Origin of the sequence: Azotobacter vinelandii CA (genome assembly GCF_000380335.1) — a bacterium.
Classification (GTDB): Bacteria; Pseudomonadota; Gammaproteobacteria; order Pseudomonadales; family Pseudomonadaceae; genus Azotobacter; species Azotobacter vinelandii.
In genome coordinates, this window is sequence record NC_021149.1 from 3,406,656 (window position 1) to 3,431,898 (window position 25,243).

At 60.4% G+C, this 25,243-nt stretch carries 19 protein-coding genes and 6 pseudogenes; 11 read left to right on the top strand and 14 right to left on the bottom strand.

What is annotated here, in order from left to right; translation table 11 throughout:
* Nucleotides 1–124: 124 nt before the first annotated feature.
* The 6 genes and pseudogenes from AVCA_RS15115 (at nucleotide 125) to AVCA_RS15140 (ending at nucleotide 6,385) form a co-directional block, all read left to right on the top strand.
* The gene (locus tag AVCA_RS15115; RefSeq protein WP_012701868.1) at nucleotides 125–1,375 is read left to right on the top strand and encodes a ribonucleotide-diphosphate reductase subunit beta; all 1,251 of its coding nucleotides are present in this window, start codon (nucleotides 125–127) and stop codon (nucleotides 1,373–1,375) included.
* A 619-nt stretch (nucleotides 1,376–1,994) separates the two neighbouring features.
* The gene (locus tag AVCA_RS15120) at nucleotides 1,995–2,714 is read left to right on the top strand and encodes a hypothetical protein (protein WP_012701869.1); all 720 of its coding nucleotides are present in this window, start codon (nucleotides 1,995–1,997) and stop codon (nucleotides 2,712–2,714) included.
* A gap of 129 nt (nucleotides 2,715–2,843) precedes the next feature.
* Nucleotides 2,844–3,601 (top strand): IS5 family transposase gene (locus AVCA_RS25775; RefSeq protein ID WP_144061657.1). Its coding sequence is split into 2 segments (ribosomal slippage): nucleotides 2,844–3,159 and nucleotides 3,159–3,601, totalling 759 coding nucleotides; the frame shifts between segments, so codons are not numbered across the junction.
* A gap of 236 nt (nucleotides 3,602–3,837) precedes the next feature.
* The gene (locus AVCA_RS15135) at nucleotides 3,838–5,220 is read left to right on the top strand and encodes an IS4-like element ISAzvi7 family transposase (protein WP_012701870.1); all 1,383 of its coding nucleotides are present in this window, start codon (nucleotides 3,838–3,840) and stop codon (nucleotides 5,218–5,220) included.
* Between the two features lie 234 nt (nucleotides 5,221–5,454).
* Nucleotides 5,455–5,562: pseudogene (locus AVCA_RS26600) on the top strand (REP-associated tyrosine transposase); the annotation flags it as partial.
* A gap of 292 nt (nucleotides 5,563–5,854) precedes the next feature.
* Nucleotides 5,855–6,385, top strand: coding sequence for an REP-associated tyrosine transposase (locus AVCA_RS15140; RefSeq protein WP_012701872.1), 531 nt, complete (start codon nucleotides 5,855–5,857; stop codon nucleotides 6,383–6,385).
* Between the two features lie 148 nt (nucleotides 6,386–6,533).
* Here AVCA_RS15140 and AVCA_RS15145 read toward each other — a convergent pair whose 3' ends face one another.
* The 6 genes and pseudogenes from AVCA_RS15145 to AVCA_RS15165 form a co-directional block, all read right to left on the bottom strand.
* Nucleotides 6,534–7,277: a class I SAM-dependent DNA methyltransferase gene (locus AVCA_RS15145; RefSeq protein ID WP_175556028.1), complete on the bottom strand. Its 744-nt coding sequence runs from the start codon at nucleotides 7,275–7,277 to the stop codon at nucleotides 6,534–6,536.
* 260 nt (nucleotides 7,278–7,537) lie between these two features.
* Nucleotides 7,538–7,786: an FmdB family zinc ribbon protein gene (locus AVCA_RS15150; protein ID WP_012701874.1), complete on the bottom strand. Its 249-nt coding sequence runs from the start codon at nucleotides 7,784–7,786 to the stop codon at nucleotides 7,538–7,540.
* 667 nt (nucleotides 7,787–8,453) lie between these two features.
* Nucleotides 8,454–8,678 carry a hypothetical protein gene (locus AVCA_RS15155; RefSeq protein ID WP_041807295.1) on the bottom strand — a complete coding sequence of 75 codons (225 nt, stop codon included), beginning with the start codon at nucleotides 8,676–8,678 and terminating at the stop codon, nucleotides 8,454–8,456.
* Between the two features lie 605 nt (nucleotides 8,679–9,283).
* A pseudogene (locus AVCA_RS27335) lies at nucleotides 9,284–9,754 on the bottom strand (group II intron reverse transcriptase/maturase); the annotation flags it as partial.
* A gap of 432 nt (nucleotides 9,755–10,186) precedes the next feature.
* Nucleotides 10,187–10,576: a hypothetical protein gene (locus AVCA_RS15160; RefSeq protein WP_012701876.1), complete on the bottom strand. Its 390-nt coding sequence runs from the start codon at nucleotides 10,574–10,576 to the stop codon at nucleotides 10,187–10,189.
* Nucleotides 10,577–10,895: 319 nt separating this feature from the next.
* The gene (locus AVCA_RS15165; protein ID WP_012701877.1) at nucleotides 10,896–11,093 is read right to left on the bottom strand and encodes a diguanylate cyclase domain-containing protein; all 198 of its coding nucleotides are present in this window, start codon (nucleotides 11,091–11,093) and stop codon (nucleotides 10,896–10,898) included.
* Between the two features lie 204 nt (nucleotides 11,094–11,297).
* Here AVCA_RS15165 and AVCA_RS15170 point away from each other — a divergent pair, with 204 nt between their 5' ends.
* Together AVCA_RS15170 and vnfA2 are read left to right on the top strand one after the other, a co-directional pair.
* Complete coding sequence (locus tag AVCA_RS15170) at nucleotides 11,298–12,110, top strand: TOBE domain-containing protein (protein WP_012701878.1); 813 nt, start codon at nucleotides 11,298–11,300, stop codon at nucleotides 12,108–12,110.
* A gap of 535 nt (nucleotides 12,111–12,645) precedes the next feature.
* Nucleotides 12,646–14,154 (top strand): vanadium-dependent nitrogenase transcriptional regulator VnfA2, encoded by a 1,509-nt coding sequence (gene vnfA2 / locus AVCA_RS15175; RefSeq protein WP_231876407.1) that lies wholly within the window; start codon nucleotides 12,646–12,648, stop codon nucleotides 14,152–14,154.
* 157 nt (nucleotides 14,155–14,311) lie between these two features.
* On the opposite strand, the pseudogene AVCA_RS25170 reads toward vnfA2, so the two are convergent.
* A pseudogene (locus tag AVCA_RS25170) lies at nucleotides 14,312–15,176 on the bottom strand (integrase core domain-containing protein).
* A 28-nt stretch (nucleotides 15,177–15,204) separates the two neighbouring features.
* On the opposite strand from AVCA_RS25170, the gene AVCA_RS26850 reads away from it, so the two are divergent.
* Complete coding sequence (locus AVCA_RS26850) at nucleotides 15,205–15,843, top strand: hypothetical protein (RefSeq protein WP_231876408.1); 639 nt, start codon at nucleotides 15,205–15,207, stop codon at nucleotides 15,841–15,843.
* 53 nt (nucleotides 15,844–15,896) lie between these two features.
* Here the strand turns inward: AVCA_RS26850 and AVCA_RS15190 are convergent, their stop codons facing one another.
* Nucleotides 15,897–16,871 (bottom strand): TerC/Alx family metal homeostasis membrane protein, encoded by a 975-nt coding sequence (locus AVCA_RS15190; protein ID WP_012701882.1) that lies wholly within the window; start codon nucleotides 16,869–16,871, stop codon nucleotides 15,897–15,899.
* Between the two features lie 374 nt (nucleotides 16,872–17,245).
* On the opposite strand from AVCA_RS15190, the pseudogene AVCA_RS25175 reads away from it, so the two are divergent.
* A pseudogene (locus AVCA_RS25175) lies at nucleotides 17,246–17,532 on the top strand (DDE-type integrase/transposase/recombinase); the annotation flags it as partial.
* A 66-nt stretch (nucleotides 17,533–17,598) separates the two neighbouring features.
* Here the strand turns inward: AVCA_RS25175 and AVCA_RS15200 are convergent.
* The 3 genes and pseudogenes from AVCA_RS15200 to istA form a co-directional block, all read right to left on the bottom strand.
* Nucleotides 17,599–18,888 carry an extracellular catalytic domain type 1 short-chain-length polyhydroxyalkanoate depolymerase gene (locus tag AVCA_RS15200; RefSeq protein WP_012701883.1) on the bottom strand — a complete coding sequence of 430 codons (1,290 nt, stop codon included), beginning with the start codon at nucleotides 18,886–18,888 and terminating at the stop codon, nucleotides 17,599–17,601.
* Nucleotides 18,889–18,919: 31 nt separating this feature from the next.
* Nucleotides 18,920–19,336: a CopG family transcriptional regulator gene (locus AVCA_RS15205; RefSeq protein WP_041807298.1), complete on the bottom strand. Its 417-nt coding sequence runs from the start codon at nucleotides 19,334–19,336 to the stop codon at nucleotides 18,920–18,922.
* A 136-nt stretch (nucleotides 19,337–19,472) separates the two neighbouring features.
* Nucleotides 19,473–20,215: pseudogene (gene istA / locus AVCA_RS25180) on the bottom strand (IS21 family transposase); the annotation flags it as partial.
* A gap of 398 nt (nucleotides 20,216–20,613) precedes the next feature.
* Here istA and AVCA_RS15220 point away from each other — a divergent pair.
* Nucleotides 20,614–21,636 (top strand): calcium-binding protein, encoded by a 1,023-nt coding sequence (locus AVCA_RS15220; RefSeq protein WP_012701886.1) that lies wholly within the window; start codon nucleotides 20,614–20,616, stop codon nucleotides 21,634–21,636.
* A 371-nt stretch (nucleotides 21,637–22,007) separates the two neighbouring features.
* Here AVCA_RS15220 and AVCA_RS15225 read toward each other — a convergent pair whose 3' ends face one another.
* The 3 genes and pseudogenes from AVCA_RS15225 to AVCA_RS25195 form a co-directional block, all read right to left on the bottom strand.
* Nucleotides 22,008–23,153 carry an IS481-like element ISAzvi11 family transposase gene (locus AVCA_RS15225; protein WP_012699574.1) on the bottom strand — a complete coding sequence of 382 codons (1,146 nt, stop codon included), beginning with the start codon at nucleotides 23,151–23,153 and terminating at the stop codon, nucleotides 22,008–22,010.
* Between the two features lie 76 nt (nucleotides 23,154–23,229).
* A protein-coding gene (locus AVCA_RS15230; protein WP_407919053.1) for an IS630 family transposase occupies nucleotides 23,230–24,176 on the bottom strand; the annotation gives its coding sequence in 2 pieces (ribosomal slippage) (nucleotides 23,230–23,831 and nucleotides 23,831–24,176; 948 coding nt in all).
* Between the two features lie 726 nt (nucleotides 24,177–24,902).
* Nucleotides 24,903–25,197: pseudogene (locus AVCA_RS25195) on the bottom strand (integrase core domain-containing protein); the annotation flags it as partial.
* Nucleotides 25,198–25,243: the final 46 nt, after the last annotated feature.

Here is a 25,243-nt window from a genome sequence, read left to right on the forward strand (position 1 = left end):
TCTGGGGAGAAGGCCAGGGAGAGGGGCGTGCTCCCCTTCCCCACAGATTCCGCGCCTCCCGCGCCGCGGGAGGCCGACCGACTCGCACCGACCGGCCCGCCGGTCCCGACCAGGAGAACCCGCCATGCTCAGCTGGGACGAATTCGATCAACCCGAAGAAGGCGCCGCCGCCAAGCCCGCCACCACCGCGCAACCGCAGGCCGCCATGACCCTGGAGCGCCTGGACAGCGTCGGCGACGCCGCCGCCCACGAGGCCCGCGCCATCGCCGCCGACGACTCCGACGCGGTGGCCCGCGCCAAGGCCGCGCTCAACGAACTGGACATCCGCGAAGGCCTGGAAGACCTCGAAGGCGCAGCGGCGCGCGTGCGCGTCGACGAGAAGCGCATGATCAACTGCCGCGCCGACCTCAACCAGCTCGTCCCCTTCAAGTACGACTGGGCCTGGCAGAAATACCTCGACGGCTGCGCCAACCACTGGATGCCGCAGGAAATCAACATGAACGCCGACATCGCCCTGTGGAAGAGCGCCGACGGCCTCACCGAGGACGAGCGGCGCATCATCAAGCGCAACCTCGGCTTCTTCTCCACCGCCGATTCGCTGGTCGCCAACAACCTGGCGCTGGCCATCTACCGCCTGATCACCAACCCCGAGTGCCGCCAGTACATCCTGCGCCAGGCCTTCGAGGAAGCGATCCACACCCACGCCTACCAGTACTGCATCGAGTCGCTCGGCATGGACGAGGGCGAGATCTTCAACATGTACCATGAGATCCCGAGCGTCGCGAAGAAGGCCTCCTGGGGCCTCAAGTACACCCGCTCGATCTCCGACCCGACCTTCGACACCGGCACCCCGGAAACCGACCGCCAGCTGCTGCGCAACCTGATCGCCTACTACTGCGTGCTGGAAGGCATCTTCTTCTACTGCGGCTTCACCCAGATCCTCTCCATGGGCCGCCGCAACAAGATGACCGGCACCGCCGAGCAGTTCCAGTACATCCTGCGCGACGAGTCCATGCACCTGAACTTCGGCATCGACATGATCAACCAGATCAAGATCGAGAACCCGCACCTGTGGGACGCCGAGATGAAGGACGAAGCGACCCAGATGATCCTCCAGGGCACCCAACTGGAAATCGAATACGCCCGCGACACCATGCCCCGCGGCGTGCTCGGCATGAACGCGACGATGATGGAGGACTACCTCAAATTCATCGCCAACCGCCGCCTGAGCCAGCTCGGCCTGCCGGAACAATACCCCGGCACCACCAACCCCTTCCCGTGGATGAGCGAGATCATGGATCTGAAGAAGGAGAAGAACTTCTTTGAGACGCGGGTGATCGAGTATCAAACCGGGGGGGCGTTGAGTTGGGATTGAGGCAGGACTAATAAACTTTGGCTTGCCATTCATGGTGCATAACGCCCTAAAAAAACACCGGCTTCATGCCAAAAGCTGCAGCCTACAGGGGATTCGCGAGGGAATGTTATGCACCAAGTAGTGTGTTTGTTCACACCATTTGGTGTCAAATAGTGGTTAAGACTAAACATGAAACGATCCTTCATCTTTTTTGCATGTTGCATTGCCTCTACCTCGAGGGCAGATAATGCAACCCCAAATCATCAAAAGACAACTGTGCCACCCGAAGTGCGCTTTGAATTCCTCCAGTCACCTCTCGCAGCACGAGGGACCTTCAAACTCGACAAATATTCGGGGGCCATCTACCAAATTGTTAAGACAAAAGATGACAACATCGCCTGGCAGGAGATGCCTCGAAATAGCCATCCACTCGATAAGCGGCATGATGGAAGAGTGAATTACCAGCTGTTCACGTCGGGGCTTGCGATGAAGTTTACATTCTTAATGAACGTAAATACTGGAGTCACATGGCAGTTAGTAGAGACACCACAAAGGGACTCAGTGTGGTCGCCCATTCCATAATTCGCATTTATATGCTCTAACAGAGCACCCATTCCCTTTAACGTTAGAGCCTGAAAACATGCCCAACCACGGTGACGATCGATTTGTAGCTCACTTCGATATGCTTGGAATGAGTACATTGACCAAGCGCGATCCAGAAAGCGCATGGCAGAAACTTTGTGATCTAAGCCGTGCTCGGAACGAGCGGCTGCACCTTGAAATTGAGCGCTCAGACACAAATGAGATTCTGACAGATCAGGTTCACTCGTTCATCTTCTCGGACACCATGATTGCTTTTTCGAAAGGTAACACTCAAAACGATGCGCTTGCGCTCATTCTTCTCACGACAGAAGTCTTTACTCAAGCTCTTCACTACTGCATTCCTCTCCGAGGTGGAATCTCCCAAGGGCGCTTCAGCTTCAACTTCGCAGCAAACCTCTTTTCCGGCCCCGCACTGGTAGACGCGTACGAGCTTGGAGAAACTACCCAGTGGCTGGGCATAGTCGTCGATGAGAGAACAGCCGAAATCGCAAAAAGCATTCCTCTACGGTCGGCGCAAAACGAAGATGTCATCGTCAAGTGGGATGTCCCTCTAAAGAATGGCGTATCCATCAGTCGCAATGTGGTGAATTGGGCGGTAACCCATCGAAACAGCTATTGCGGCCCTGTGCCGTTGACAGTCGAAGCGTTCTACGAGCCGATGGCCAACGTGTTTGGGTCATGGCAAGCGCTTCCGACCGCCATCCAGTTCAAGTACGAAAATACGGTCCAGTTTTTCAATGCGCAGTACGGCGTTTGATCGCTCCCATTATATTGATCGCTCCTATCCCGCCCCGTGATGCAAAGCGTCACCCGCCCTTGTATGTCGACTAGGGTCTGTTAACTCTATTTACTAGAATGCAGCAAAACAGTGTTGAGACCGAGTGCCATGCAACTGACCGCCGAGCAATTCAAACAAATCGAAGGCTTGTTGCCGCGCCAACGCGGCAATGTACGCCTGGGCAACCTGCAAGTACTCAACGCCATCCTGTATGTGGCAGCCAACGGCTGCAAATGGCGCGCGCTGCCCGAACGCTATGGCAACTGGCACACCGTCTACACCCGCATGATGCGCTGGAGCAAAGCCGGCGTGCTCGATCGTGTTTTCGAACAGTTGCAGCGCCAGCGACTTATGCAGATACGCATCGAGGCCATCAGCCTCGACTCCAGTATCGTGAAGGTGCATCCGGATGGTACGGGCGCGCGAAAAAAAACGGTCCTCAAGCCCTCGGTCGCAGCCGCGGCGGCTGGAGCACCAAACTGCATCTGGTTGCCGCGGATGATCGCAATGTCGTGACCTGGAGCCTGACGGCGGGGCAGGCTGGCGATGCCCCCGAAGGCAGGCGCTTGATTCAGGCGTTGGGACCTCACCACGGGCTCGTGGCTCTGTTGATGGACAGTGCATACCAAGACAATGCCACGCGCGAGCTGGCTTGCGGCCTGGGTTTCGTGCCGGTGGTGCCACCCAACCCCCGGCGGCGCCAGCCGTGGGAGTATGACAAACCGCTCTATCGCCGACGCAACGGTATCGAGCGGCTGTTTCGACGACTCAAGGCCTGGCGCCGCGTGTTCACGCGCTACGACAAGCTTGACCTCATGTACGCCGCCTTCGTCACTGTGGCTCTTATCGCTGAGGCCCTACGGTAGTGTTAACAGGCCCTAGCCGCCGCCAGTCGGCGATAGTCTCCGACTGATCATCGGAAGGAAGGCCAGCAAGTAGCCCGGACATCCCCGGTGGAAAATCGCTTCGCGAGTTATTTGATCGCTCCCACCTCGCCCCGTGATGCAAAGGGTCACCCGTCCTGCTCCCACGCCCCCTCGCGCTCGTCGTTATACACAACTCCAGTCCCCACAGGTCTATACCCAAAAGGGATTCGTGGAGAATGACGATGAACTGGGCAGAGGAAGAAATGCAGACCGCCGACCTGGGCGATGAGCGCCTGAATGTACGGGTAGCCAAGGTCCTGGAGCGGTTGGGAGCGCACCCGGGGAGCAGCATTCCCGCGGCCTGCCGGGGCTGGGCGGAAACGATGGCGGCCTATCGGTTCTTCGACCACGAGAAGGCAACATTCGAGACGGTGCTGACACCGCATCGGGATGCCACGCTGCAGCGCATGGAGTGTTGCCCGGTGGTGTTGCTGGTACAGGACACCACCGAGCTCGACAAGTGGGTGAGCCTGGGCCCCAAGGGCGTGGGCACGCTCAAGGAGCAGCAGAAATACCCGCGTCGGTTGCATCCGACCGTGGCCTTTACCCCAGAACGCATCTGCCTTGGGGTCGTGGAGGCCTTGTGGTGGAGCCGCGACGAACCGAGTCCGCGCAAGGCGCGTCGTGGCAAGGGTGTGGACGAGAAGGAGAGCCGGCGCTGGATCGACAGTTACCAGGCTAGCTGCGCGTTGCAGGGGCAGATCCCCAAAACGCAATTGGTGAACCTCGCCGATGCGGAAGGGGATCTGTATGAATGGTTCACCGAGTATGCGGAAGTCGCACCGTCCACGCGGGCGCAGTGGATCGTGCGTGCGGCACAGGATCGACGCGTGCTGACGGGCGATGCCGACAAGCTATGGGCATCGCTGGCCATGGCGCCGGGTCTGGGGCAGCTCGCCGTCGAGGTCCGGGCACGCCCGAAGCGCCCGGCCCGGCAGGCCCGGGTCACGTTGCGTTCGGCCACTGTCGTGCTGCGTCCCCCCGCTCGAATCGGTCGCCACTTGCCGGAAGTCTCCGTCAATGCCGTGCTGGCCCGCGAAGAGAATCCTCCGGAGGGCGTCGAGCCGCTGGAGTGGCTGTTGCTGACCAGCTTGCCGGTGGGCAGCCTGGAACAGGCCTCTACGATTGTCGCCTGGTATGCCGTGCGCTGGTATATCGAGATTTACTTTCATGTCCTGAAAAACGGCTGTCAGATCAATTGCCTGCAACTGGAAACCGAGGAGCGGCTACTGCCTTGCATCGGGCTTTACCTGGTGGTTGCCTGGCGAGTGCTGTACAGCCTGATGCTCGGACGTGCCTGCCCGGAGCTGAATTGCGAGTTGATTTTCGAAGCCCGGGAGTGGCGGGCCGCCTACCTCGTGATCAAGCGCTGCCCACCGCCGCCGGTGCCACCTCGACTGGGCGAGATGGTTGAGTGGGTGGCCGGTCTGGGCGGCTATCTGGGGCGCAAACACGATGGCCCACCCGGCCCCAAGGCCATGTGGATCGGATTGCAGCGATTGCGGGAGTTTGTCATTGCACTGGAAGCACGCGATGCGCTCGCCGGAACTTATGTATAACGACGAGCGCGGGAGCGTGGGAGCCATCAGCGAGTAGCCCGGACATCCTTGGTGGAAAATCGCTTCGCGAGTTTTCCACCCTACGCTGGGCGACGTTTGAGCGGCGACAGGAAGCTCCATACATACTTGCCCCGAAACTGCGCACAGGCTTGCGGCTGGCGTAGGGTGGACAACGGCGCAGCCTTGTCCACCGGGCGGGCCCTCAGGCAACGGCTACAGGTTCACGGAGGAATCATGTCCAACTACCGTCGCGCCCGCGTCCCCGGTGCCACCTACTTCTTCACCGTCAACCTGCGTGATCGCACAAACGATCTGCTGATCCGCGAAATCGACCTGTATCGGGCTCCGTAGGGTGGACAACGCCGCAGGCTTGTCCACCTTGGTACCCCACCAGCGCCAGCTCATGACAGGGCAAGGAGGCCGGAAGCGAGTAGCCCGGACATCCTTGGTGGAAAATCGCTTCGCGAGTTTTCCACCCTACGCGGAGTTGCGGCCACGTAGACTGGACAACGGCGCAGCCTTGTCCACCAATCAGGCAGGCAACAGCCCACAAGATCGATTCCGTAAGGTGGACAACGCTCCGCTTGTCCACCGAGCATGGCCATGGCAGGCACGAGGCTCAGGGAGGCAGCCCATGTCCAACTACCGCCGCGCCCGCGTGCCGGGGGCGACCTACTTTTTCACGGTGAACCTGCGCGATCGGCGCAGCGACCTACTGGTGCGGGAGGTGGACCTGCTGCGCGCCACGGTACGGGCGACCAAGGCGCGTCATCCCTTCCACATCGATGCCTGGGTGGTGTTGCCGGAACACATGCACTGCATGTGGACGCTACCGCCGGGCGACAGCGACTTCGCCCTGCGCTGGAAGGTCATCAAGTTCGCCTTCTCCAGACGCCTGCCGGATGACGAAACGCGCACGGCCGCACAGGCCGCCCGTGGCGAACGCGGCATCTGGCAACGGCGCTACTGGGAACACCTGATCCGCGACGACCTCGACTACCAGCGTCACTTCGACTATCTGCACTACAACCCGGTGAAACACGGGCATGTGGCGCGGGTGGTGGACTGGCCCTATTCGAGCTTTCATCGGGCCGTGGCGACAGGTATCTACCGCACGGACTGGTGCGTCGAGCCAGCGCATGAGCGTGGCGCTTACGGGGAATGAGCGCTCTGGTGGAAAACGCTGCGCGGTTTTCCACCCTACACCCGTCGGAACCAGGGGGCTGCGGAGGATTGCGCAAGCTTGCCCGCCCCAGCAGCGCCGGGCTCATGACGAGGCGAGGTAGCCGGAAGCAAAGCAGCCTGGAAGGCCCTCACCGCTTCACACAGGCGAACAGAGCATTCCCCGAGGTTCCGTTCCAAGGAATGAGCTTTTCGTAATCATGTTCGAACACATGGACCTCGAAGTACGGTTGCAGCAGCGTCTGCAACTCGTCGAAGCTCACCGCGACCATGGGGTGTTCATCGTGCCACACCTGGGTTTCGCCCGCCACGCTGCGTTCGATACGCAGTTTGAGCGACTGTCGCTCGCCCTGGCCGGGGTAGTTCCAGCCGGAACTGAAGCGGAACAGGCCGTCCTCATGCCGTGCGCTGTGCGTCACGAATGAAGCGTTGTCGATCCGCTGCTTGTCGACCGCGTTGAAGCAGAACAGCCCGTTGGCGGCCAGTGCGCGGTGCGCGCTGGCGATGCATGCCTTCAGCCTGTCGATTCCGCCGCTGTAATGGATGGAATACAGAAAGCAGGTGATCAGGTCCTGCGGCTCGTCCACCGCGAAGGCGCACATGTCCTGGCGGGAGAATCGCGCCTCCGGACAACGCATGGCGGCGCGGTCCAGCATCGGCTGGTTGATGTCGAGGCCACTGCCCGCATAGCCGGCATCGATGAAATGGCGGACATGCGGCCCGGTTCCACAGGCCAGATCGAGATGCCGGCGTCCGCCATTGCCAAACAGTTGCTGCAGCCGGTGAACGCAGTGGCTTTGCGCCTGGTAGTCGATATCGGCGCACATCAGGTCGTAATAACCGGACAAGTCGTTATAAAGGGCATTGCCGGACATGATGGCCTGATGTTCCAAGCGAAGCGTGGGGGCGCGCATCATAGCCCAACCCGGACATGGGAGGCATGGCCACAGATGGTGAAAGCAGGGGACATTGTCATCCGCCCGCCATCCCAGGTGCTGCAACGCCGTGTAGACAATGGCGCAGCCTTGTCTACACGAAGGGGCTCACGGCAACGCCCACCACAACGAGCAATCCGGAACGCTGCGGTGGAAGATCGCTGCGCGAGTCTTCCACCCTACGAGGTGCGGCTGTCCGTTCAGCGGCAGTTGCCGGCGCAGTTTCCCCGGGCGCAGGCCGGGGGCTCCGGGTTCTTCAGCACCCGGCTGTTGACCACGCCGGCGGCGCTCATCAGTTTGGTCACCGGCGCGTCGTCCGGGATCGACGGGTCTTCCGCCAGCGTGCAGGCGGCGCGCAGTTCGCCCCAGTTTTTCGGGCTCAGCGCCATCGGATGCTGGACTTCATACACCTGACCGTTGGCTTCGCAACGGTAATCGTAGGTCGGCATGGATATTTCTCTCGCGGTTGATGCGTGCATCGGCAATCTGCGGCAGCCGGCGTGAACGGCAGGAGCCGGTCGCTGCAGCCCCCTTCCCGTGCTGGAGAGGGATGACAGGGCGGGATTGTACGCCGCGCTGGGCGACGTGGCCCAGTGACCAGCCAAGCCCTCCTCCGCAGAAAATCTGCTGCGCGGGGTTTCACGGCCAGGAAAATATTCGCTCCGCCACGGCGGCAAGATCCGTCACACGGACTTCAGTTCCAGCAACATGAACCCGCAAGCGATACCGGCCAGGGCGATCAGATAGCCGATCCGATAGGCACGATTCTTCTGAGCCTGGCGAACGGGGTCCAACGGCTTCTTCTTTCTCACAAATCCACTGCCTCTCGATAAAACCAAAAATGCGCGGCGACCGGCGGCTCTCGCGAGCCGGCGGCAGCGACTCCACGGCAGGCAGGCTCGCCCTGCGCGATGCGGCCTTTTGTAGGGCGGACAAGCCGGCTTGTCCAGCCCAGCGAATCCCATCCCCGCCCTCGCCTACGTCGCACCCCCGGTGGAAAACTGCTTCGCAGGTTTTCCACCCTACGCGCTTCGGACCGGAAGAAAGAAGAAAGGAGTCGTCAGCGTTATCCGGACGGACAGCGCCAAGCATTCCCGTCCGGCAAGCCGCCACGCATCACCCCTGCAACTCGGGATGATCCTGGCTCGCCCACACCAAGCCGAGCCGGCTGTGCCGGCGCACGCGGTACCTCGTGTACTGGCCTCCGCAGAGCGGCGCCCAGATCGGGGCCGTGACGACGACGAACGAATCCATCGGCCAGGTCCTCATACCGCCGGCTTCTGGCCCGTCGATGATGGGCAGGGCGACATTCGGGTCACGCAGGGATTGTTCGATATTCATTTCAGGGAACCTCCCATCACTGATTTTCCGTTTCTCGTCTCTCGATGGCGAAAGCAGTAGTGACTGAATACGGGCTATCGCGCCGGCCTCGACAAACCGTCGAGGGTTTGCCGAAGCTCTTTCCCCTGGCGGACCGTTACTCTGCCGGCACAGGCGATGATCGCTGCGCCAACTCCGAGCGCTTGGAAAGATATTTTCCATCCAGCATCCGCAACGATTGCCCGGGCGGTCTCGCGACACTCCTTATAACTTCGAGGAAATTCGATTTCCCAGAAAGCCATATCGGTCTTGAAACCATCTCTTGCCTGGAAAGATACGAATCCAGAAGTGAAAAAAAGCAAATGAAAGTGTGAAAAACAGCTTTGTCTCCAGGCTCCATGTCGATGAAGAGCCGGTCGTCTCGATCGGGATAGGGATATGGGCGCAACGAGATTATTCACGGCGCCAAATCGGGATAGGGGGCGGTCAGGACAACCGACCGATCCCCTCCCACACCAGCCGGTATGCGGGTCCGCGCCGGGCGGTTCGAGTAGTTGAGGTCATGAGAGTCGAGGCACACCGAGCCGTTCGAAGTAGGCGATGGGCATCGCTCGATTCAGCGCCATGGGTCGGAAGCCGTAACTGTGTGCGGAGAACATCGGATCGATGAGAGGTTGCAGAACTTGCAGCAGGGCTTGCTGGATCAGCCGATCCGTTACCGTCGAATCCCCAGTTCGCGCATACCGCCACCGGGTTTCGGAATCTGCACACGGCGCACCGGCGCAGGCCGGTGGTTGCCATCCAGCAGGCTTTCCCGAATCCGCGGCCAGTGTTTTTTCAGGTAATCCGCCGTGTCGGCAATCGACCGTCCATCCTCCCCGGTTCTGCCGCGATTGGCCCTGACGTGCTTCCACGCCAACGCCATGTTCGCGCTCGCGAGCGCCTGCGCAAGCAGGCCGTCTCGCCCTGAGCTTCCAGTCCCGTCTCGCGCCGTCCGGGCTTCATCGCACACCGCTTCAGGCTCGGCTCCACCTCGCCCTCCCGCGATACACCCCCGGCTCGCCGGGCTTCTGATGCACTGCACCTCCGAGCGACACGCCCTTCGGCTCTCCTACTCGTTCGGCCCTTCGCCCCGTATCGGCAGCGACTACGGCCTCTGCTGACTTCTCGCTCCGGTTCGACACCGTCGCCCTTTCAGGTACAAGGCGAGATATCCCCAAGTAAGAACGCCCTCCTTCGCTGCACAACCACCGGATTTACGCCACTTCGCCTTGATCACGAGAGCCTCGCGGCCCTTGGTCCGCTCGCCCTGCTCGGCAGCGCCTTCCATCCGGTTCTTGTCCATCGGCTCGCAGCTTACGCTCCACGCTCGGTCGCCCTCACGCAGTTACGCTTCACTTCGTTCGCTGTGATCAACTTACGGCGGGATTCGCCCCCGCAGGAGTGCGCCCATGCTGGGCGCACCAAAAAAAGAACCCCCGCCGGTATGGCGGGGGTTCGATGTTTCGACTTGGCGGCTGTCGCGGGAATCAGCGGCCGTTGTAGGCAAAGGCTTCGGCGGTTTCCGGGGTCCAGCCGTAGGGACGCGGGCGGTTGCCGTGGATCACCACCTTGTCGCCTTCGGCGAAGACGTAGTTCGGCGAGCGGTATTCCTTCAGTTCGCCGCTGTCGGTGCGCACCAGGTAGATGCGCTCGCTGGCACCCAGGGCCTTCTGGCCGGAACCGCCGAACAGCGCGCCGAGGCCCGCGCCGATCACCGCACCGATCGGACCGCCGACGGAGCCGGCCATCATGCCGCTCATGCCGCCCGTGGCCTGGCCCGAAGTCTCGCTCGTCACTTCCCGGATGATTTCCGCGGCGTTGACAGTGCCGACGGTGAGCATGCCGATGGTCAGAGCCAGCATTCCGAATTTTTTCATGGCGGTTCCCCCAGAGCGAGACGAGCGGTCGTTACCAGTCGATTCAATCGAGACGAGGTGTGGCGCCGTTATCGCCGTTGTTTCGTCTCTCTTGGGACAAAAACTACCGCTTTCACTGACATGAATCAATAAAACGATCGCCTTCTTATGCTTAAGGAGGGGGTCCCATGGGGCCGGCAAACGGTTCCTCCAGGCTGTGTGCTTCCGCATCGCGCCGGATGTGGACCATGTATAGGCCTATCGCATGGTCCGTGGATCGGTTGACAAACCCTGCCTTTCGCCAGGATTGACTGAACCGCCTCGGGAATCCCGGAGCGGTTCAGTGGCAGGTCTTCGACGGATTCGGCGCCGGATGCGGCGCGGCGCGGGACACCCTGCCGCGGCCGGCCGACTTGGCCGAATAGAGCGCTTCGTCCGCACGCCTCATGACCGCATCGAAGTTCTCCGCTTCGTCGGCATTCCAGGCGGCAACGCTAATGCTGCATGGCAAGTGAACAGGCTGAAAGGGTATTGGCATGATCTCTGCCCAAAACGACTCTGTGCTTGGCAGGTTGAAGGTGCCTGAAAGCGATTACAGCAAATCCTGCTGGCTGGCTTCCGCATACTTCGCTATCGCCTGACTTACCTGATCCCGACGACGTGCCACGACCAGACAATTAAAAATGTGGGCGTCTTATGACCTATAAAATCATATAGAAATATAGATAAATACCGAAAAATCATGACTTTCTCCCGCTTCCTGGCTCGTCTATCCCTGGATACCGAAGTCGGCACGGCTTTTTCCGATACTCGTATCCGCCTGCTCGAGGCGATCGAACGAGAGGGCTCGATCAACCGAGCGGCCAAGACCGTGCCGCTCTCTTACAAGTCGGCCTGGGATGCCATCGACACCATGAATAACCTCGCCGCCGAGCCCCTGGTGGTGCGAGTCGCCAACGGTCGGCAGGGCGGCGGTACCCGACTCACCGACTATGGCCGGCGCATCGTGGCCATATACCGGCTCCTGGAGATCGAATGTCAGAGCGCCCTCGACCGCCTCTCCGAGCGCCTGGACGAGATAACCGGCAGCGATATCCAGTCCTTCCAGCACCTCATGCACTCCATGAGCCTGAAGAGCAGTGCGTGCAACCAGTTCGCCGGTATCGTTACCGACCTGCGTGCCGATGGCGTCGACTACGAGGTGCACATCCGTCTGGATGCCAAGAACAAGATCGCCGCGATCATCACCAAGGCCAGTGTGGAGAACCTGGAGTTGGCTATCGGCAAGGAAATCTTCGCCTGGATCAAGTCCTCCTCGGTGATGCTCATTACCGAACGCTCTTTCAAACTCACCGCGAGTAATGTCTTGTGGGGTGAGGTCACCAAAATCCAGCAAGGCCCCCTGACTAGCGAGGTGACCCTGACCCTGCCATCCGGACACCCTGTGGTCTGTGTAATCAGTACCGAGAGTTGCAAGACCATGAGCTTTGTCCCCGGGCAGGAGGCCGGTGCTTTTTTCTCCCCGTCCAGCGTGATTCTGGCCGCCTACGGCTGAAGAGGTTGCCACTTCAGCCAGGGCCGAATCGATCGGCTAAGACGTTCATCCACGAACACTGATTTCAAATTTCTCGAAACCAACGACGAAACCGTCTCCCTCTTGGTGACCTATGTGACCTATCCGGGATTCCGGCTGGATATCGACTGCAATTAGTAACTGCCTGACCTGAGCAGGGAAAGCGACCGCTTTTCGAATGGTGCTTTGCTCTTTTCGGTACGAAATTCGTCAAGAGCGTTCTCATATAGACCAATCAAATTGAGCATTGAGGCGAGACACGTCATCGGCTTGGCCATATCCGATACCTCAGCGTGGAGCGATTGCGGCGGAATTTGCGGACTTTCACCGCCAGGAATGGAACTTGCTGGTACCTCTTGGATACGGCCCTATCCGCGGCCAATGAATGTCCAAAGGCGTTACCGGCTATGAGTGCCATCAGAAAAATAGCATCGCACCAATGGGGCGGGACGTTATGAGCCCACCTCCCGAGACGTCAATAATTGGCGCAGACGCACTTTCCGTTCAAGAGCCTCCAGTGCGGAACAAACCCTGCGAATGGGACATGGGCGAATGCCATACCGATCTGTTGCCGCTGCTCGGCGAACTGGGGCGCATCCCCAGCGAGGGCAGCGACCTGGCCGGCATCCTGCGGGTGCTGCTGGAGCTGATGCAGCGCCATTTGAAGATGGCGCGTGGCATGGTGACCCTGCGCGATCCGGAGTCGGGGCGGATCTTCGTCCAGCAGGGCTGCGGCCTGAGCGAGGAGGAGGAGGCCTCGGGCTACCTCGCTCTCGGCGAGGATATCGTCGCCCAAGCGGTGGACAGCGGGCGGACGGTGGTACTGCCCGGCGAAGCGGGCAACCAGTCCCTCCTCTGCGTGCCGATCCGCCGCGACCGCAAGGTGCTGGGCACCATCGTCGCCGAGCGCCATTACGCCAACCGCCGGATGCTCGAGCTGGACGCGGAGATTCTCGCCATTCTCGCCGCCCTCACCGCCCAGGCGGTGGAGCTGCACCTGCAGGAGCACGTGCGCAAGGTCGCCCTGGAGGACGAGAACCACCGTCTGCATTCAGCCTTGCAGAGCCGTTTCAAGCCCAGCAGCATCATCGGCAGCTCGCGGCCGCTGCAGGAAGTCCATAGGCTGATCGAGAAGGTCGCCCGCTCGCGGGCCACGGTGCTGATCCTCGGCGAGAGCGGCGTGGGCAAGGAACTGGTAGCCAGTGCCATCCACTACAACGGCAGCAATGCCGAAGGGCCCTTCGTCAAGTTCAACTGCGCCGCCCTGCCGGAGAGCGTCATCGAGAGCGAGCTGTTCGGCCATGAGTACGGCGCCTTCACCGGAGCGGCGACCCCGCGGCGCGGGCGCTTCGAGGCGGCCGACGGCGGCACCATCTTCCTCGACGAGGTGGGCGAGCTGTCCCCGGCCATGCAGGCCAAGCTGCTGCGGGTGCTGCAGGAGAAGAGCTTCGAACGGGTCGGCGGCAACGTCACCCACCAGGTCGACCTGCGCATCCTCGCCGCCACCAGTCGCGACCTGCGGGCGATGGTCGAGCAGAGCCGCTTCCGCGGGGACCTCTACTACCGGCTCAACGTCTTCCCCATCAGCGTGCCGCCGCTGCGCGAACGCGACTCCGACATCGCCATCCTGGCGGAGCATTTCGTCGCGCGCCTCTCCAGCAGGATGGGCATCCCGGCGAAGCGCATTTCCACACCGGCAATGGGCATGCTGATGTGCTACCACTGGCCGGGCAACGTGCGCGAGCTGGAGAACGTCATCGAGCGGGCGGTCCTTCTCTGCGAGGGTGCAGTCATCGAACCGCACCATCTGCCGCCTTCGCTGCAGACCCCGGCGGTTTCCGAGAGCCCGTCCGCCGGCGGCATTCTCGACGTCCGGCTGGGACAGGCCGAGTGTGAACTGATCGCCGAGGCGCTCAAGCGGCACAAGGGCAACATGACCGAGTCCGCCGCCCACCTGGGCCTGACCCGGCGCGTCCTCGGCCTGCGCATGGCCCGGCACAACCTGAACCACAAGGAGTTTCGGTGAGCCGGATGGATCTGAATTCCTGAGGTTACGAAGTCATTACAACTGACGCACAAGATCGGGTATGGACCCTATGTAGGCCTATGCCAACGCACTGAATCTGATCGGCATGAGCTTTATTATTCAAACAACGCCTGGACACGTGCCAGGGCATCGTCAATCACGACATTGACACCGATTCGATGCGTTTGGCGCCTCGCGCATCCAGGTCCACGGTCCGAATCTGGTTGCACAGCACCACACCCCGGGTCTGCGTGCTGTTTGGTCCCGGAATGAGGTGGTGCGGGTCGATTTTGAAGATCGATGGGTCTTTGGTTCAGGCTTCGCAAACGACTTGGTAAGGTGTTCGCCAGCGCAAGGCTTTGAGATGCTTTGCGAAGTTATAGGCGGTGACGAAAGCCAGAACATGAGCTTTCAGGCTTTGCAGGCCGTCGTAGTGGTACGTCTTGATCGTGGCGTCCTTGATCGTGCGGTTCATCCGTTCGGCTTGGCCGTTGGTCCACGGGTAATAGGGCTTAGCCAGCCGGTGCTCGATGTCATGGGCGATGCAGACGCGGTCGAAGATGTCCGGCCCCAGAAGGCGGCTGCTGGGGCCTTGGCGGTTCTTGGGCAAATCGGCGTGACGTAGCTCGCAGCTGTCGATGTGGACGTAGCCGATCTCGTAGGTCTTGAACCGTTTGCGCTGCGTTGGAGCCTCTTCGGTCGGCAGCCGGGAGATGCCATGGCGCTGCGGCTGAGGTGGGGGGATCGTATCCTTCAAGCAACCCAGCAGGTCATCGAGCGGCAGCAGCGTCTTCTGACAGAATGCCACCACGATGGCCTCCTCGGCCGGCGTCAGCACCGTGCTCTTCGACACCTGGGCCCATCGGAGCATCGGTTGTCGTGGTCCGCTTCCTCCACTTGGCCACGGTCTCCGGATTCAGCCCGTAGCGGGTGGCAAGGGCTCGGGTGCTCTCTTTCGACGCTTGGAGCTCGGCTCGAACACGCGGCGTCGTACGGGCGCAGCCATGAAAAACACTTCCCATAGAGCATCCTCCTCTTGACGACTCAGGGATGATGCACCACTACATGGTGGGGACTACACACCTAGGGCTGGGACATTACGAGGACACAGTAAGATTATCCGTTCTAAATCCTGATAAATGCTATACAGTGGTTTCTGTTACTAAAGCGCGGGCTTGGCCAGCAGCTTTAACTGTGGGCAGCGACAGCAACCTTACATCAAGGATAAATATGAACCACATAACAAAATTATCACAGTTTATAATGCGCGCCTTATATTGCCTCATTAGTTTACTGCTAACTCTTATTAGCCTGGCCATAATGTATGTCGCCATACACGATGTATGGGTGTCACTACACGAGCGGGTTTTGCTGGTATCGGCTTTGCTTGATGCAATTGGCTTGATCGTGATAGGAATGGCTGTGTTTGACGTATCCAAATTTATACTTGAAGAAGAAGTCATCAGAGGCGGCGAATTAAAATCCCATACAACAGAAAGAAGAACATTATTGAAGTTTCTTGTCATCATCTCTATTGCTGTAAGCTTGGAAGCCTTGGTCTTTATTTTTGATGCTGGTAAAAAAGATATCACCATGCTGGTCTATCCCACCTTCCTGCTCATTGCTGCTGTTATGTTGATTGTAAGCCTGGGTATTTATCAGAAACTGAGTCAAGATGAAGATCAATAAAAAAATCTGGAATGGCTTTATTCGGCGTCTCGGTCCACCGCACTATGACCGCCCTAACGGACGCCACGAGTTTTCCACAGCGAGAAGAAAACGCCGCCCAGTAACAGAGAGAATGTAATACTCAACGAAATTACTGCGGGGATCTTGCCAATGATGCCCACCAAAAAAATCTTACAGCCGATAAAGACCAACACCAGTGCCAGCGCATACTTGAGGTAGGCGAAACGATGGATGAGTGCTGCCAAAGCGAAATACAGGGCGCGCAGGCCCAAGATCGCAAATATGTTCGACGTGTAAACAACAAAAGTATCCTGAGTGATCGCGAAGATTGCCGGTACGCTGTCAACCGCGAATACTAGATCGGCACACTCGATCAAAATCAAGGTTAGCAATAATGGCGTTACCCAGACCACCGATTTGCCGCTGGCGCTCGGCTGTCGGACAAAGAAACGTCCACCATGCAGATGGTCAGTTATGCGCAGATGGCGCCTCAGATACCTGACCAACAGGTTTTCATCCAGATTTGGCACTTCTTTCGCCCTAGAGAAAAGCATTTTCAAGCCTGTCAGCAAAAGAAAAAGGCCAAACACATACAGTACCCAGCTGAAATGGGCGATCAAGGCCGCACCAAGGCTGATCATGATCGCACGCAATACGATCACGCCGAGGACTCCCCAGAAGAGTACTTCATACTGATACTTACGCGGAGTAGAGAAGAAGCCGAAGATCGTCGCCATAAGAAACACATTGTCCATGGACAATAATTTCTCGATCAGGAATCCGGTGAAGTACTCCATGCCCGAGGCGCTTCCCTTCTGCTGCCAGACCCATAGTCCAAACAGCAACCCCACTGTAATGTAGCCAGCCGAAAGCAGCAGACTTTCCTTGACGCCGATTTCCCGGTTCTTGCGGTGCAGTACACCGAGATCGAAGATTAGTAGCGCGCCGACTATGGTAAAGAAGGCCAGCCAAAACCAAGCTGAAGTGCCGAGAAATTCAGCCGTCAGGAAGGCATGTAGGAGGCTCATGAGTCAATCCTCTTGCCAAAGTCAGTCAATAATGACTCCGACATGACGGCGGCAGCTGCCAGAGGGACTCAGTGTCACACCCACAACATTATTGGGCAATCCAAATCCCGACCAAGTAGCAAACTTTACAGAGTGCAATGTTGCCGGGTGCCTATTCAGCAAGCTGAAGTACTGTCGCCGGATCGCTACAAGCTTCGCTGCTATTCTGCAGTGGTTACGCCGATACCTCCTCAGAACCCAGGCGCTTTCCGAGGCACTGTCACGTTGTTGATGTGCGGCCGAGCGAAAGCGTGATTCGCGAGGATGAAGAGCTCACACGGCGAGTCGTTCTGGCATCGGGACGCACATCATCCTTTCCCAAGCCGCGAAGGCTTGGGTGCGCTCCGCGAGTACTGATCACCGACAAGCTCGGGAGTTACGCGGCGGCGAACAGGGAAATGGGGTGAATATCGAACACCGCCAGCATAAAGGGTTGAACAACCGGGCGGAGAATTCGCATCAGCCGACCCGGGTACGCGAGAAAGTGATGCGCCGCTTCAAGTCGGCGCGCCAGTTGCAACGATTTGCTTCGGTCCACGCTCAGGTCGCCAACCTGTTCATGCACTGCCGTTACCATACGAACGCGCAATGGAAGCGAGAGGTGCGCAGCCGTGCTTCCTGAGCAGCTTGCGCATGAGCCGCCTGGCCACCCGCTTGCCTTGACGACTCTGCGTTCCATGCTGGAGCCTCATTGGAAGGGGTGCGCCAGGAAGAAGCGCAGCATTTCCTTCGTCGCATCCGGGCCCCGAGGATCGGTATAGGAGCCGTGGGTGCTACCCCCGGACCAGGCGTGACCTGCACCGTGAATCGTCCATTGCTCCACGTGCGGCGAGCCGCTCGGGTGACGATAGACGGTACGGGTGTAGGCATGCCCGTTCGGCACCTGGCCTCGTTCCACCTTCGCACTCGGATTCGCGCCAGTTTTCGGCTGGGCGGCGGGATGGGAAGCGGTCGGCGAAAACTGGGCGATCACCTGATCGCCATTGCCGGGATGAACAGTCGTATCTTGGTCTCCATGGAAGACGATGATTGGGACGGGACGTGCGGGCGCTCTGTTGTTTCCTACACTCGTCGTCTGGCGTCCAGCACACTTGGCTCCCTGCTGCATCGCAGCGAACGCGGAAGGCAGGTCGTGCGCGGCCGCGTGGGGCAACCCGGAATGGATGCCGGCGGCGGCATAAAGGTCGGGATAGGTCATCGCCATCGTCGTTGCCATTGCGCCACCAGCCGATAGACCGGCGACGTAGATACGCCGGGGATCAACCTTGTAGCATGCCGCGACGTCGCGCGTCATGCCGGCGATCAGCGACGGTTCGCCCTGGTCGGCGCACTGGTCAGACGGATTGAACCAGTTCCAGCATTTCGAACAATTTGCCGCAGTCGACTGGGCCGGATAGAGCACCAGGCAGGGCTCCTTCTCGGCGAATTCGTTCATGCGGGTGCCAGCGGCAAAATCGTCCGGACTTTGCGTGCACCCATGCAGCATGACGACCAGGGGCAACGGCTGCCCATCATAGCCACTCGGGACATACAGCTTGTAGCTGCGGGTACCCGCAGGGTTAGTGTACGAGCCCGTAATGAACTGGGCTCCCTCGGGTATCGCCTTGGGCGCTTGCTGGGGGAGGATCGGGTCGAAGACCGGCGCTGGCCCCCGGAACTTGAACAGTTTCTCGCGCAGGGCCGCACCGAAGCGCGACGACGGGAAGAACGGTTCGGTAACGGGCTCGGGCCCGTCTTGGGTGCCTGCCACATCCCGGTCGATGTCCTGCGCCGTGCTGTCCGCGGCAAACGGGCCGCTATCGATGACGCGGAAGCAGCCTTCAATCACCGTTTCCCCTGCACGGCTCTTCGGGGAGGCGTTGGCCGCGGGCCTTGGCGCCCCCAGCGCACGTTGAATGAGGGCGGTTGCTTCGAGAAGCTGGCCGGAGCGCGTCAGGCGTGTGGCTTCGAGCAGGTCGGAATTGCGTCGTGCGTTCATGGTGTCAAATCTCCCTGGGCCGCTCTTGCGGTCACCGAATTCGGTCCGCCAGCACTGCCTTCACCGCGGCACTGGCATGGAGCGCACCGAGCACGACGATCGAATCGATCGTCGCCAGCGCGAGTTCGGGAGGTACATCCGTTGCAATGCTGGCAAGTCCCAGCACCTGGATCTGGAGCCTTTGTCCGGCTGCCTGCACGGCCTCCAGGTCGCGGCGGGTGTAGTGCTGCAGGCCGAGGACGAAGGTTTTGCGAGCGACCGTTTCCCGAATCACTTCAGCATGAGTCGCCAGCTGATTTCGGATCGCCGTACGAATAAGATCGGTTCGATTCGAATAAAAGCCTTCCTGAACCAGCAGGTCGATCTGTCCCAAGTCGACGACCCCTAGGTTGATCGTGATCTTTTCGGTTGTGTCTCCGGCCTTCGGCCGAAGTTCGTGAATGCTCATCACCATCTCCTTACCATCCATACAGATGGTAGATTGAACTAAATAACAGCAAAGTCAAGGCTTGAACCGAGGAATTCTCTCCAATGGAGGAACGCTGGATGGGGGTGACGAAATGGTCCTGCTTTTACCGGGTGAAGGTCGCGGTCAGCGGCGTGACGAAGCTGCCCCTGAGGTAGCCGTTGAAGCGCTTGCCCTTGATCTTGACCCGGTATGGCCGGCAGACCTTGGGTCGAAAGCCGCATGCTTCGGCCAGTGCCTGCAGAGCGGGATGCCAGCGGTGCAGCCCTTCGCTGTAGGCGTCTCGCTGCGTGATGATCGCGCAGGCGTTATCGAACAGCGCTTCCTCGGGCACACCGCCGAAGTAGGCGAAAGCTTCGCGCAGGCCTGCCAGCCAGGCCTCTCCGTCTTCGCACGCGGATAAAGCGCACGAAGGTCGCCCGGCTGTAGCCCGGCATGACGACAAAAGCCTTGAGCGGCTGGTAGCCCCGCCGGATGGTGGTGAAATCGACTTGCATCTGCTTGCCCGGTGGCGTCTCGAAGCGCACGACCGAGTCCTGCCGTGGCTGCCTGAAAGACGCCAGATAGGCCTTCAATTGGCTGATGCTACCGGCATGGCCCTGCTCCTGAATCTCGCGCAGCAGCACGGTCGCCGGAATCCACTGCGGCCGAGCCGCCTCGATCCAGGCCTGCAGATACCTCTTGAAGGGGTCGAGCCTGCAGGGCCGAAGGGCACGCGCCAGGTAGCGTGGCGACGTGCCCTCGCCGCGCAGGTACTTGCGCACCGTATTACGCGAAAGCCCAAGCTCCCGGGCAATCGCCTTGATCGTAGCCCTGACGGGCCAGAACCTTGATTTCCACTGACTGCTCCCGAGTCGACATCCTGGCGGCTCAAAAGCTGCCCATTTTCCCCAAGGGGTCAAAATTGCTTCGGCGTCAGGGGGGATTTTTACTTCGGCGCTGACAGCCAGATATAAATATCGTAAATGAACTGAAATTTCCCGCGGCTGGATTCGTGTTTATCTGCAGGACATCGCACTGAATACTTCCAAGCGGACATCCCAGGCGCCAAGGCTTTCGGAATACAGGCACCCGCATCCGCACTGTAGCGCAGGGCCGAAAGAAGCTCAGCCAACAACATCTTGCCCCTCGCCTCCCGGACTGGCGTGGCGTGGCGTGGCAGGCTTGACTGAGGCCTGGTGTTGGCCTGTAGTGAGCGTAGGCACCGGGGCGCTGATATCCTTGCCCCTCAATAAATCATCGATCAAGGGAGAGATAGGATGCCGTCAATCACCCAACGAACCGACTGGTACGGCACTGCCAAAAGCGATGCGATCAACGGCAGCGATGGCAATAACATTCTCTATGGAAATGCCGGTAACGACGTTCTCACGGCAGGCGAAGGTGATGGCGTCAGCGTGCTGATCGGTGGTGACGGGCGCGACCGGCTGGTGGCGGGGAGCCAGAGCGATACCTTTCGCTATACCGCCGAGAGCGATAGTTACTACGACAGTACCGGTGGGCATAACGACCTGATCGTGGGTTTCGATCCTGCTCATGACATGTTGGACCTCACAACCCTGGGCCTCGATGGAATCGGCTTCGGCTATGGGGGCAAGGTTGACCTGATATACAACGAAGCACTGGACCGTACCTACCTGCGAAGCTACGAGCACGCCTACATTCCAGGTGTCGATCTGAAATATTTCCAGGTGGCCCTGCAGGGCGACTACCGTACGACCCTGACGAACGACAACTTCTGGAACCTGGAAGCGCGCGATCGTTTCGACGACAGTTTGACCGGTACAGACGAGGGCCAGGAAACCCTGTTCGGTGAGTTGGGCCGCGACACCCTCGATGGCGCGGGAGGCGATGACCGCCTTGACGGTGGGCGGGATGGCGACCGGCTCACCGGAGGCAGCGGCGCCGATACGTTCTTCTTCGCCGCCGTGCGTGACAGCTACCGGATCGACACCACCGATGTGCGCAACCGCGACCTGATCACAGACTTCAATGCCGCCGACGGCGATTTGGTAGACCTTTCAATACTGGGTTTCACCGGTTTGGGCGATGGCCATGATGGCACCCTGAAACTCAGCGTCAATGCAGCGGGCGACCAAACTTCGCTCAAATCACTGGACGCCGATGCCGGAGGGCGCAGCTTCGAGATCCTGTTCAACGGCGATCTGCGAAGCGAACTCAGCCAAGGCAGTGTGATCTTCGCCACCAACGACACCGCCAACGTCATTGAACATGAAGTAGGTATCGTCGGAGTAGCCGCCACCATCCCCGATATCGCTTGACCACCCGCCCTTACGCCGCCGCTTCTGTGCGTTGTGCCTACCACTGAAAAGACGCTTCGCCCAGATGTGAACCGTCCCGGGTTTCTTGGAGGCCATTGGGTTTGGGTCAGACCACCCCATGGCCAGACCCGCCTGTTGCCGATAGTACGCCGCTTCGGCTTCCGCTGGCGGGATGTACCCGATCGGCCCAGGGCAATCGCATGAAGCGCTTGCCTGATACCGGACTGGAAAGGTTGTGTGAACCTTGGCATGGCTGCTTGCCGAGGGGCCGGACAGTCCCTGTTTCGGCCCTCCGGCCGAGTCACTTTTTCTTGTCTGGCTGTACGGACCGGAGACATGGTGGACACATGTGCGGGGACATGGTTGACGGATTATGCGTCAGTTTTGGCTAACTCCCGCAGGTCAATCTGCATCAGCTTGTGATGGACGAAGTACACGTCGTATAAGCCGTCGGTATCGCCGCTCGGGCGGATGGCCACCGGCTGGTCGCGCAGTGGATTGGAGAGTTTGTAGCTGCGTCCTTTGAACCTGATCGCCCCAAGCGCCTTCACTGTCACCACGGTATCGTCCGGCCCGTATTCAATGGTGGGCAGTTGTACAGGATAAGTCCGTGGGCTGACTCGGTAGCGTGTGACAGGCGTGACCATCCGAAGGGCTTCGTGGGGTCGCTGGTGGTTGTAGACCACACGCCAGTTGTCGAAGGCTTCCTGGGCCTGGTGCAGGGTGTGGAAGCTGCGGCCATTGAGGACTTCGGCCTTGAGTGAGCGGTGAAAGCGTTCATCCTTGCCGTTGGTTTGCGGGTGACGAGGACGGCTGAAGCTCAGGCGGATGCCCAACCGGATCAGCCAGATGGCAAGTTCGGTCAATTGCCCCGGTTGGCGCGAGGCACCCCAAGGGGCGCCGTTGTCCGTGTTGATCCGTACCGGCAAGCCATAGCGCTCGAAGATGCCGATCAGTTCACCCTGCACGGTGCCATGGCGCTGACAGGCGCAGGCCCGCAGGCCCAGGTTGAAACGCGAGTGGTCGTCCAGCACGGTCAGTGGATGACAGGGGCCTTCGGATGTCTGGAAATACCCTTTGAAATCCATTTGCCACAGATCGTTGGGTGCCGCGTGCTCGAAGCGTTTCCAGGGCACGGCCGCTTCTGAGGCCAGGGGATCGATCAGTCCGTGACGGTGCAGGATAGAGGTGATGGTGCTTGGCGCCAAGGCTGGATGCCCCAGGTCTTGCAAGCGCCGACTCAGCTTACGTCCACCCCAGCACGGATGGGCCTGGCGCAGCTCCACCACCCGGGCTTCCAGACTGGGCGATGTCAGGTGTGGGCTGGTCTTGGGGCGCCTGGAAAGGTCGGCCAGGCCGGCACGCCCTTGCTGTTCATATCGGACCAGCCACTTGTACGCAGTCTGCGGGCTGATCCCGAAGCGTCGGCACAACTCACGGCGGTTGCTGCCTTCCTGCTGGGCCAGCAGGACAAATTCTTCTCGTAGGTTCATGGTGTCTTGAATGTTCCAGGGCATGGTCGTTGGCTCGGCAGGTCACTGCCGAAAGTGTCAACCATGTCCCCGCACACCTGTCACCTAGAGCATTTTTACCTTATCCTGATTCATATCCGGCGGCCTCGAAGTAGTGCCTGCAGTCCTGTGCAGAGAACTGCGCAATCGCCTCGCCAATGCTCTGCCACAGCTCCGGCACGGTCCGCGCCGCCGCCTTTCTCAGCAGTGCCTTGAGCTTGGAGAAGGCCATCTCGATCGGGTTCAGGTCGGGGCTATAGGGTGGCAAGTAGCGCAGTGTGGCTCCTGCGCCTTCGATGGCCTGGCGTACCCCCGCCACCTTGTGGGCCGGCAGGTTGTCCATCACCACGATATCGCCGGGCGTCAGTTCGGGTACCAGAACCTGCCCGACATAGGCCAGGAAGACCGGGCCGTTCATGGCGCCATCGAGCACCAGCGGAGCAGTTAGCCCGTCCACGCGCAGGCCGGCGGTAAAGGTCGTGGTTTTCCAGTGGCCGTGGGGGATCGCGGCCCGGCAGCGCTCGCCGCGAGGGGCCCAGCCCCGCAGGCGGGCCAGGTTCGTCGAAGCGGCGGTTTCGTCGACGAAGATCAGCTTGCGCCAATCGAAACCGGACTGCTCCTCGATCCATCCCTGTCGGGCTGCCTGGACGTCCGGCCGTTGCTGCTCGGCTGCATGCGCCGTCTTTTTTTGAACGTCATGGCGTGCCGGTCGAGAAACGTCCACACCGTCGCCAGGCTGACACGGACGCCACGCTCCCGTTCGAGGGTCGCGGCGAGTTCGGCCAGCGTCAGGTCGGGGGTCTGCTCGAGCAGGCCGAGCAGGTAGTCCGCATGGGGATCGAGCCGCAAGCCCCGGGGCTTGCCCTGTCGGCGGGCGACGAGTTCCCCGCCTTCCCGGAAGCGCCGTACCCAGACGATCGCCGTCGCCGTGCCGACGTCGAATCGCTCGGCGGCCCGCCGAGCCGACAGCCCGCCCATGGCCGCCTCGACGACGCGCCGGCGAAGGTCCGCACTGTATGCCCGAGCCATTCTGGTCTCCTTGTCCGAGCGGGAGAGGAGAACCGAAATGACCAGGAAGAGCAACCCCTGTATGTCGAATTCGTATTTTCTAAAAATGCTCTAGGTCTCCGGTCTGTACATCTGGCCAAGAAAAAGTAACCCAAAAGAAGGCCACCCCCTCATCCGGCCCTGCGCTTCGCTCCGGGTTCCCTCCCTGCGTCGTCGCTCCAGGGGCACGTCCCGCAGGGCCATCCATGGCCCTCGGGCCTTTCGCCGCATCCCTGCGGCTCATCCCCTTGCGCGACGACTCCGCTCGGCCTCCTGAAGGGGGCATCCGGCGTTGCCTGACAGGCCGTGCCACAAGAAGAGCAAAAGCGCTTTCAGGCAGCTCGGAACCGACTCCCGTTCAGGAGGCCGAGCACAGGTGTCGCGGAGGGGGACGCGAGGCAGGACGCCGAGCGAGTCGCGAAGGGACAGGGACGTCCCTTCGCGACGTGCCCCCGGAGCGGCGCCGGAGCGAGGGAACCCCGGCGCAGCCGGGGCCGAATGATCGGGCGCGCTTTCTCTTTGGTTACTTTCTCTTTCGCGCGAGCAAAGAGAAAGTGACTCGGCCGGGGGGCCGAAACAGGGACCGTCCGGCCACTCGGCAAGCAGCCGGTGCAGCGGAGCCGAAGACCACACCGGAACGACCAAGCACACAATCTTTCCAGTCCAGTATCGGGCGGGCATTTCATGCGATTGCCCTGCCGATCGGCCCAGCAGTCGCTTGTGGTTGTACCAGTGCACCCAGTCGAGCGCGGCCAATTCCACCTGCTCGCGGCTGCGCCACGAACGCCGGTGGATGACCTCGGGCTTGTACAGCCCGTTGATCGTCTCGGCCAGAGCGTTGTCGTAGCTGTCGCCCACGCGGGGCCCACCGATGGCACAATCCCCGCCTCGGCCAGGTGCTCGGTATAGCGGATCGATACGTACTGCCCGCGCGCGAACGCTATCTGCCTTGGCGGGCGTATAGGGCTTGCTCCAAGCTTGTCCGGGCCGAGTTGGATACCTTCCGGGAAAGCCGGGGTGATTCAGCGGTTCAGAATTGGATGCGGCGA

Bases quoted from the DNA above. Each gene is read 5' to 3' on its own strand.
- AVCA_RS15120 (WP_012701869.1), top strand. From the start codon at position 1,995: ATGCCCAACCACGGTGACGATCGATTTGTAGCTCACTTCGATATGCTT.
- AVCA_RS15205 (WP_041807298.1), bottom strand. From the start codon at position 19,336: ATGAGCATTCACGAACTTCGGCCGAAGGCCGGAGACACAACCGAAAAG.
- AVCA_RS15200 (WP_012701883.1), bottom strand. From the start codon at position 18,888: ATGAACGCACGACGCAATTCCGACCTGCTCGAAGCCACACGCCTGACG.
- AVCA_RS26850 (WP_231876408.1), top strand. From the start codon at position 15,205: ATGATGCACCACTACATGGTGGGGACTACACACCTAGGGCTGGGACAT.
- AVCA_RS15160 (WP_012701876.1), bottom strand. From the start codon at position 10,576: ATGAAAAAATTCGGAATGCTGGCTCTGACCATCGGCATGCTCACCGTC.
- AVCA_RS15115 (WP_012701868.1), top strand. From the start codon at position 125: ATGCTCAGCTGGGACGAATTCGATCAACCCGAAGAAGGCGCCGCCGCC.
- AVCA_RS15135 (WP_012701870.1), top strand. From the start codon at position 3,838: ATGACGATGAACTGGGCAGAGGAAGAAATGCAGACCGCCGACCTGGGC.
- AVCA_RS15165 (WP_012701877.1), bottom strand. From the start codon at position 11,093: ATGCCAATACCCTTTCAGCCTGTTCACTTGCCATGCAGCATTAGCGTT.
- AVCA_RS15140 (WP_012701872.1), top strand. From the start codon at position 5,855: ATGTCCAACTACCGCCGCGCCCGCGTGCCGGGGGCGACCTACTTTTTC.
- AVCA_RS15220 (WP_012701886.1), top strand. From the start codon at position 20,614: ATGCCGTCAATCACCCAACGAACCGACTGGTACGGCACTGCCAAAAGC.
- AVCA_RS15225 (WP_012699574.1), bottom strand. From the start codon at position 23,153: ATGCCCTGGAACATTCAAGACACCATGAACCTACGAGAAGAATTTGTC.
- AVCA_RS15155 (WP_041807295.1), bottom strand. From the start codon at position 8,678: ATGAATATCGAACAATCCCTGCGTGACCCGAATGTCGCCCTGCCCATC.
- AVCA_RS15145 (WP_175556028.1), bottom strand. From the start codon at position 7,277: ATGTCCGGCAATGCCCTTTATAACGACTTGTCCGGTTATTACGACCTG.
- AVCA_RS15190 (WP_012701882.1), bottom strand. From the start codon at position 16,871: ATGAGCCTCCTACATGCCTTCCTGACGGCTGAATTTCTCGGCACTTCA.
- AVCA_RS15170 (WP_012701878.1), top strand. From the start codon at position 11,298: ATGACTTTCTCCCGCTTCCTGGCTCGTCTATCCCTGGATACCGAAGTC.
- AVCA_RS15150 (WP_012701874.1), bottom strand. From the start codon at position 7,786: ATGCCGACCTACGATTACCGTTGCGAAGCCAACGGTCAGGTGTATGAA.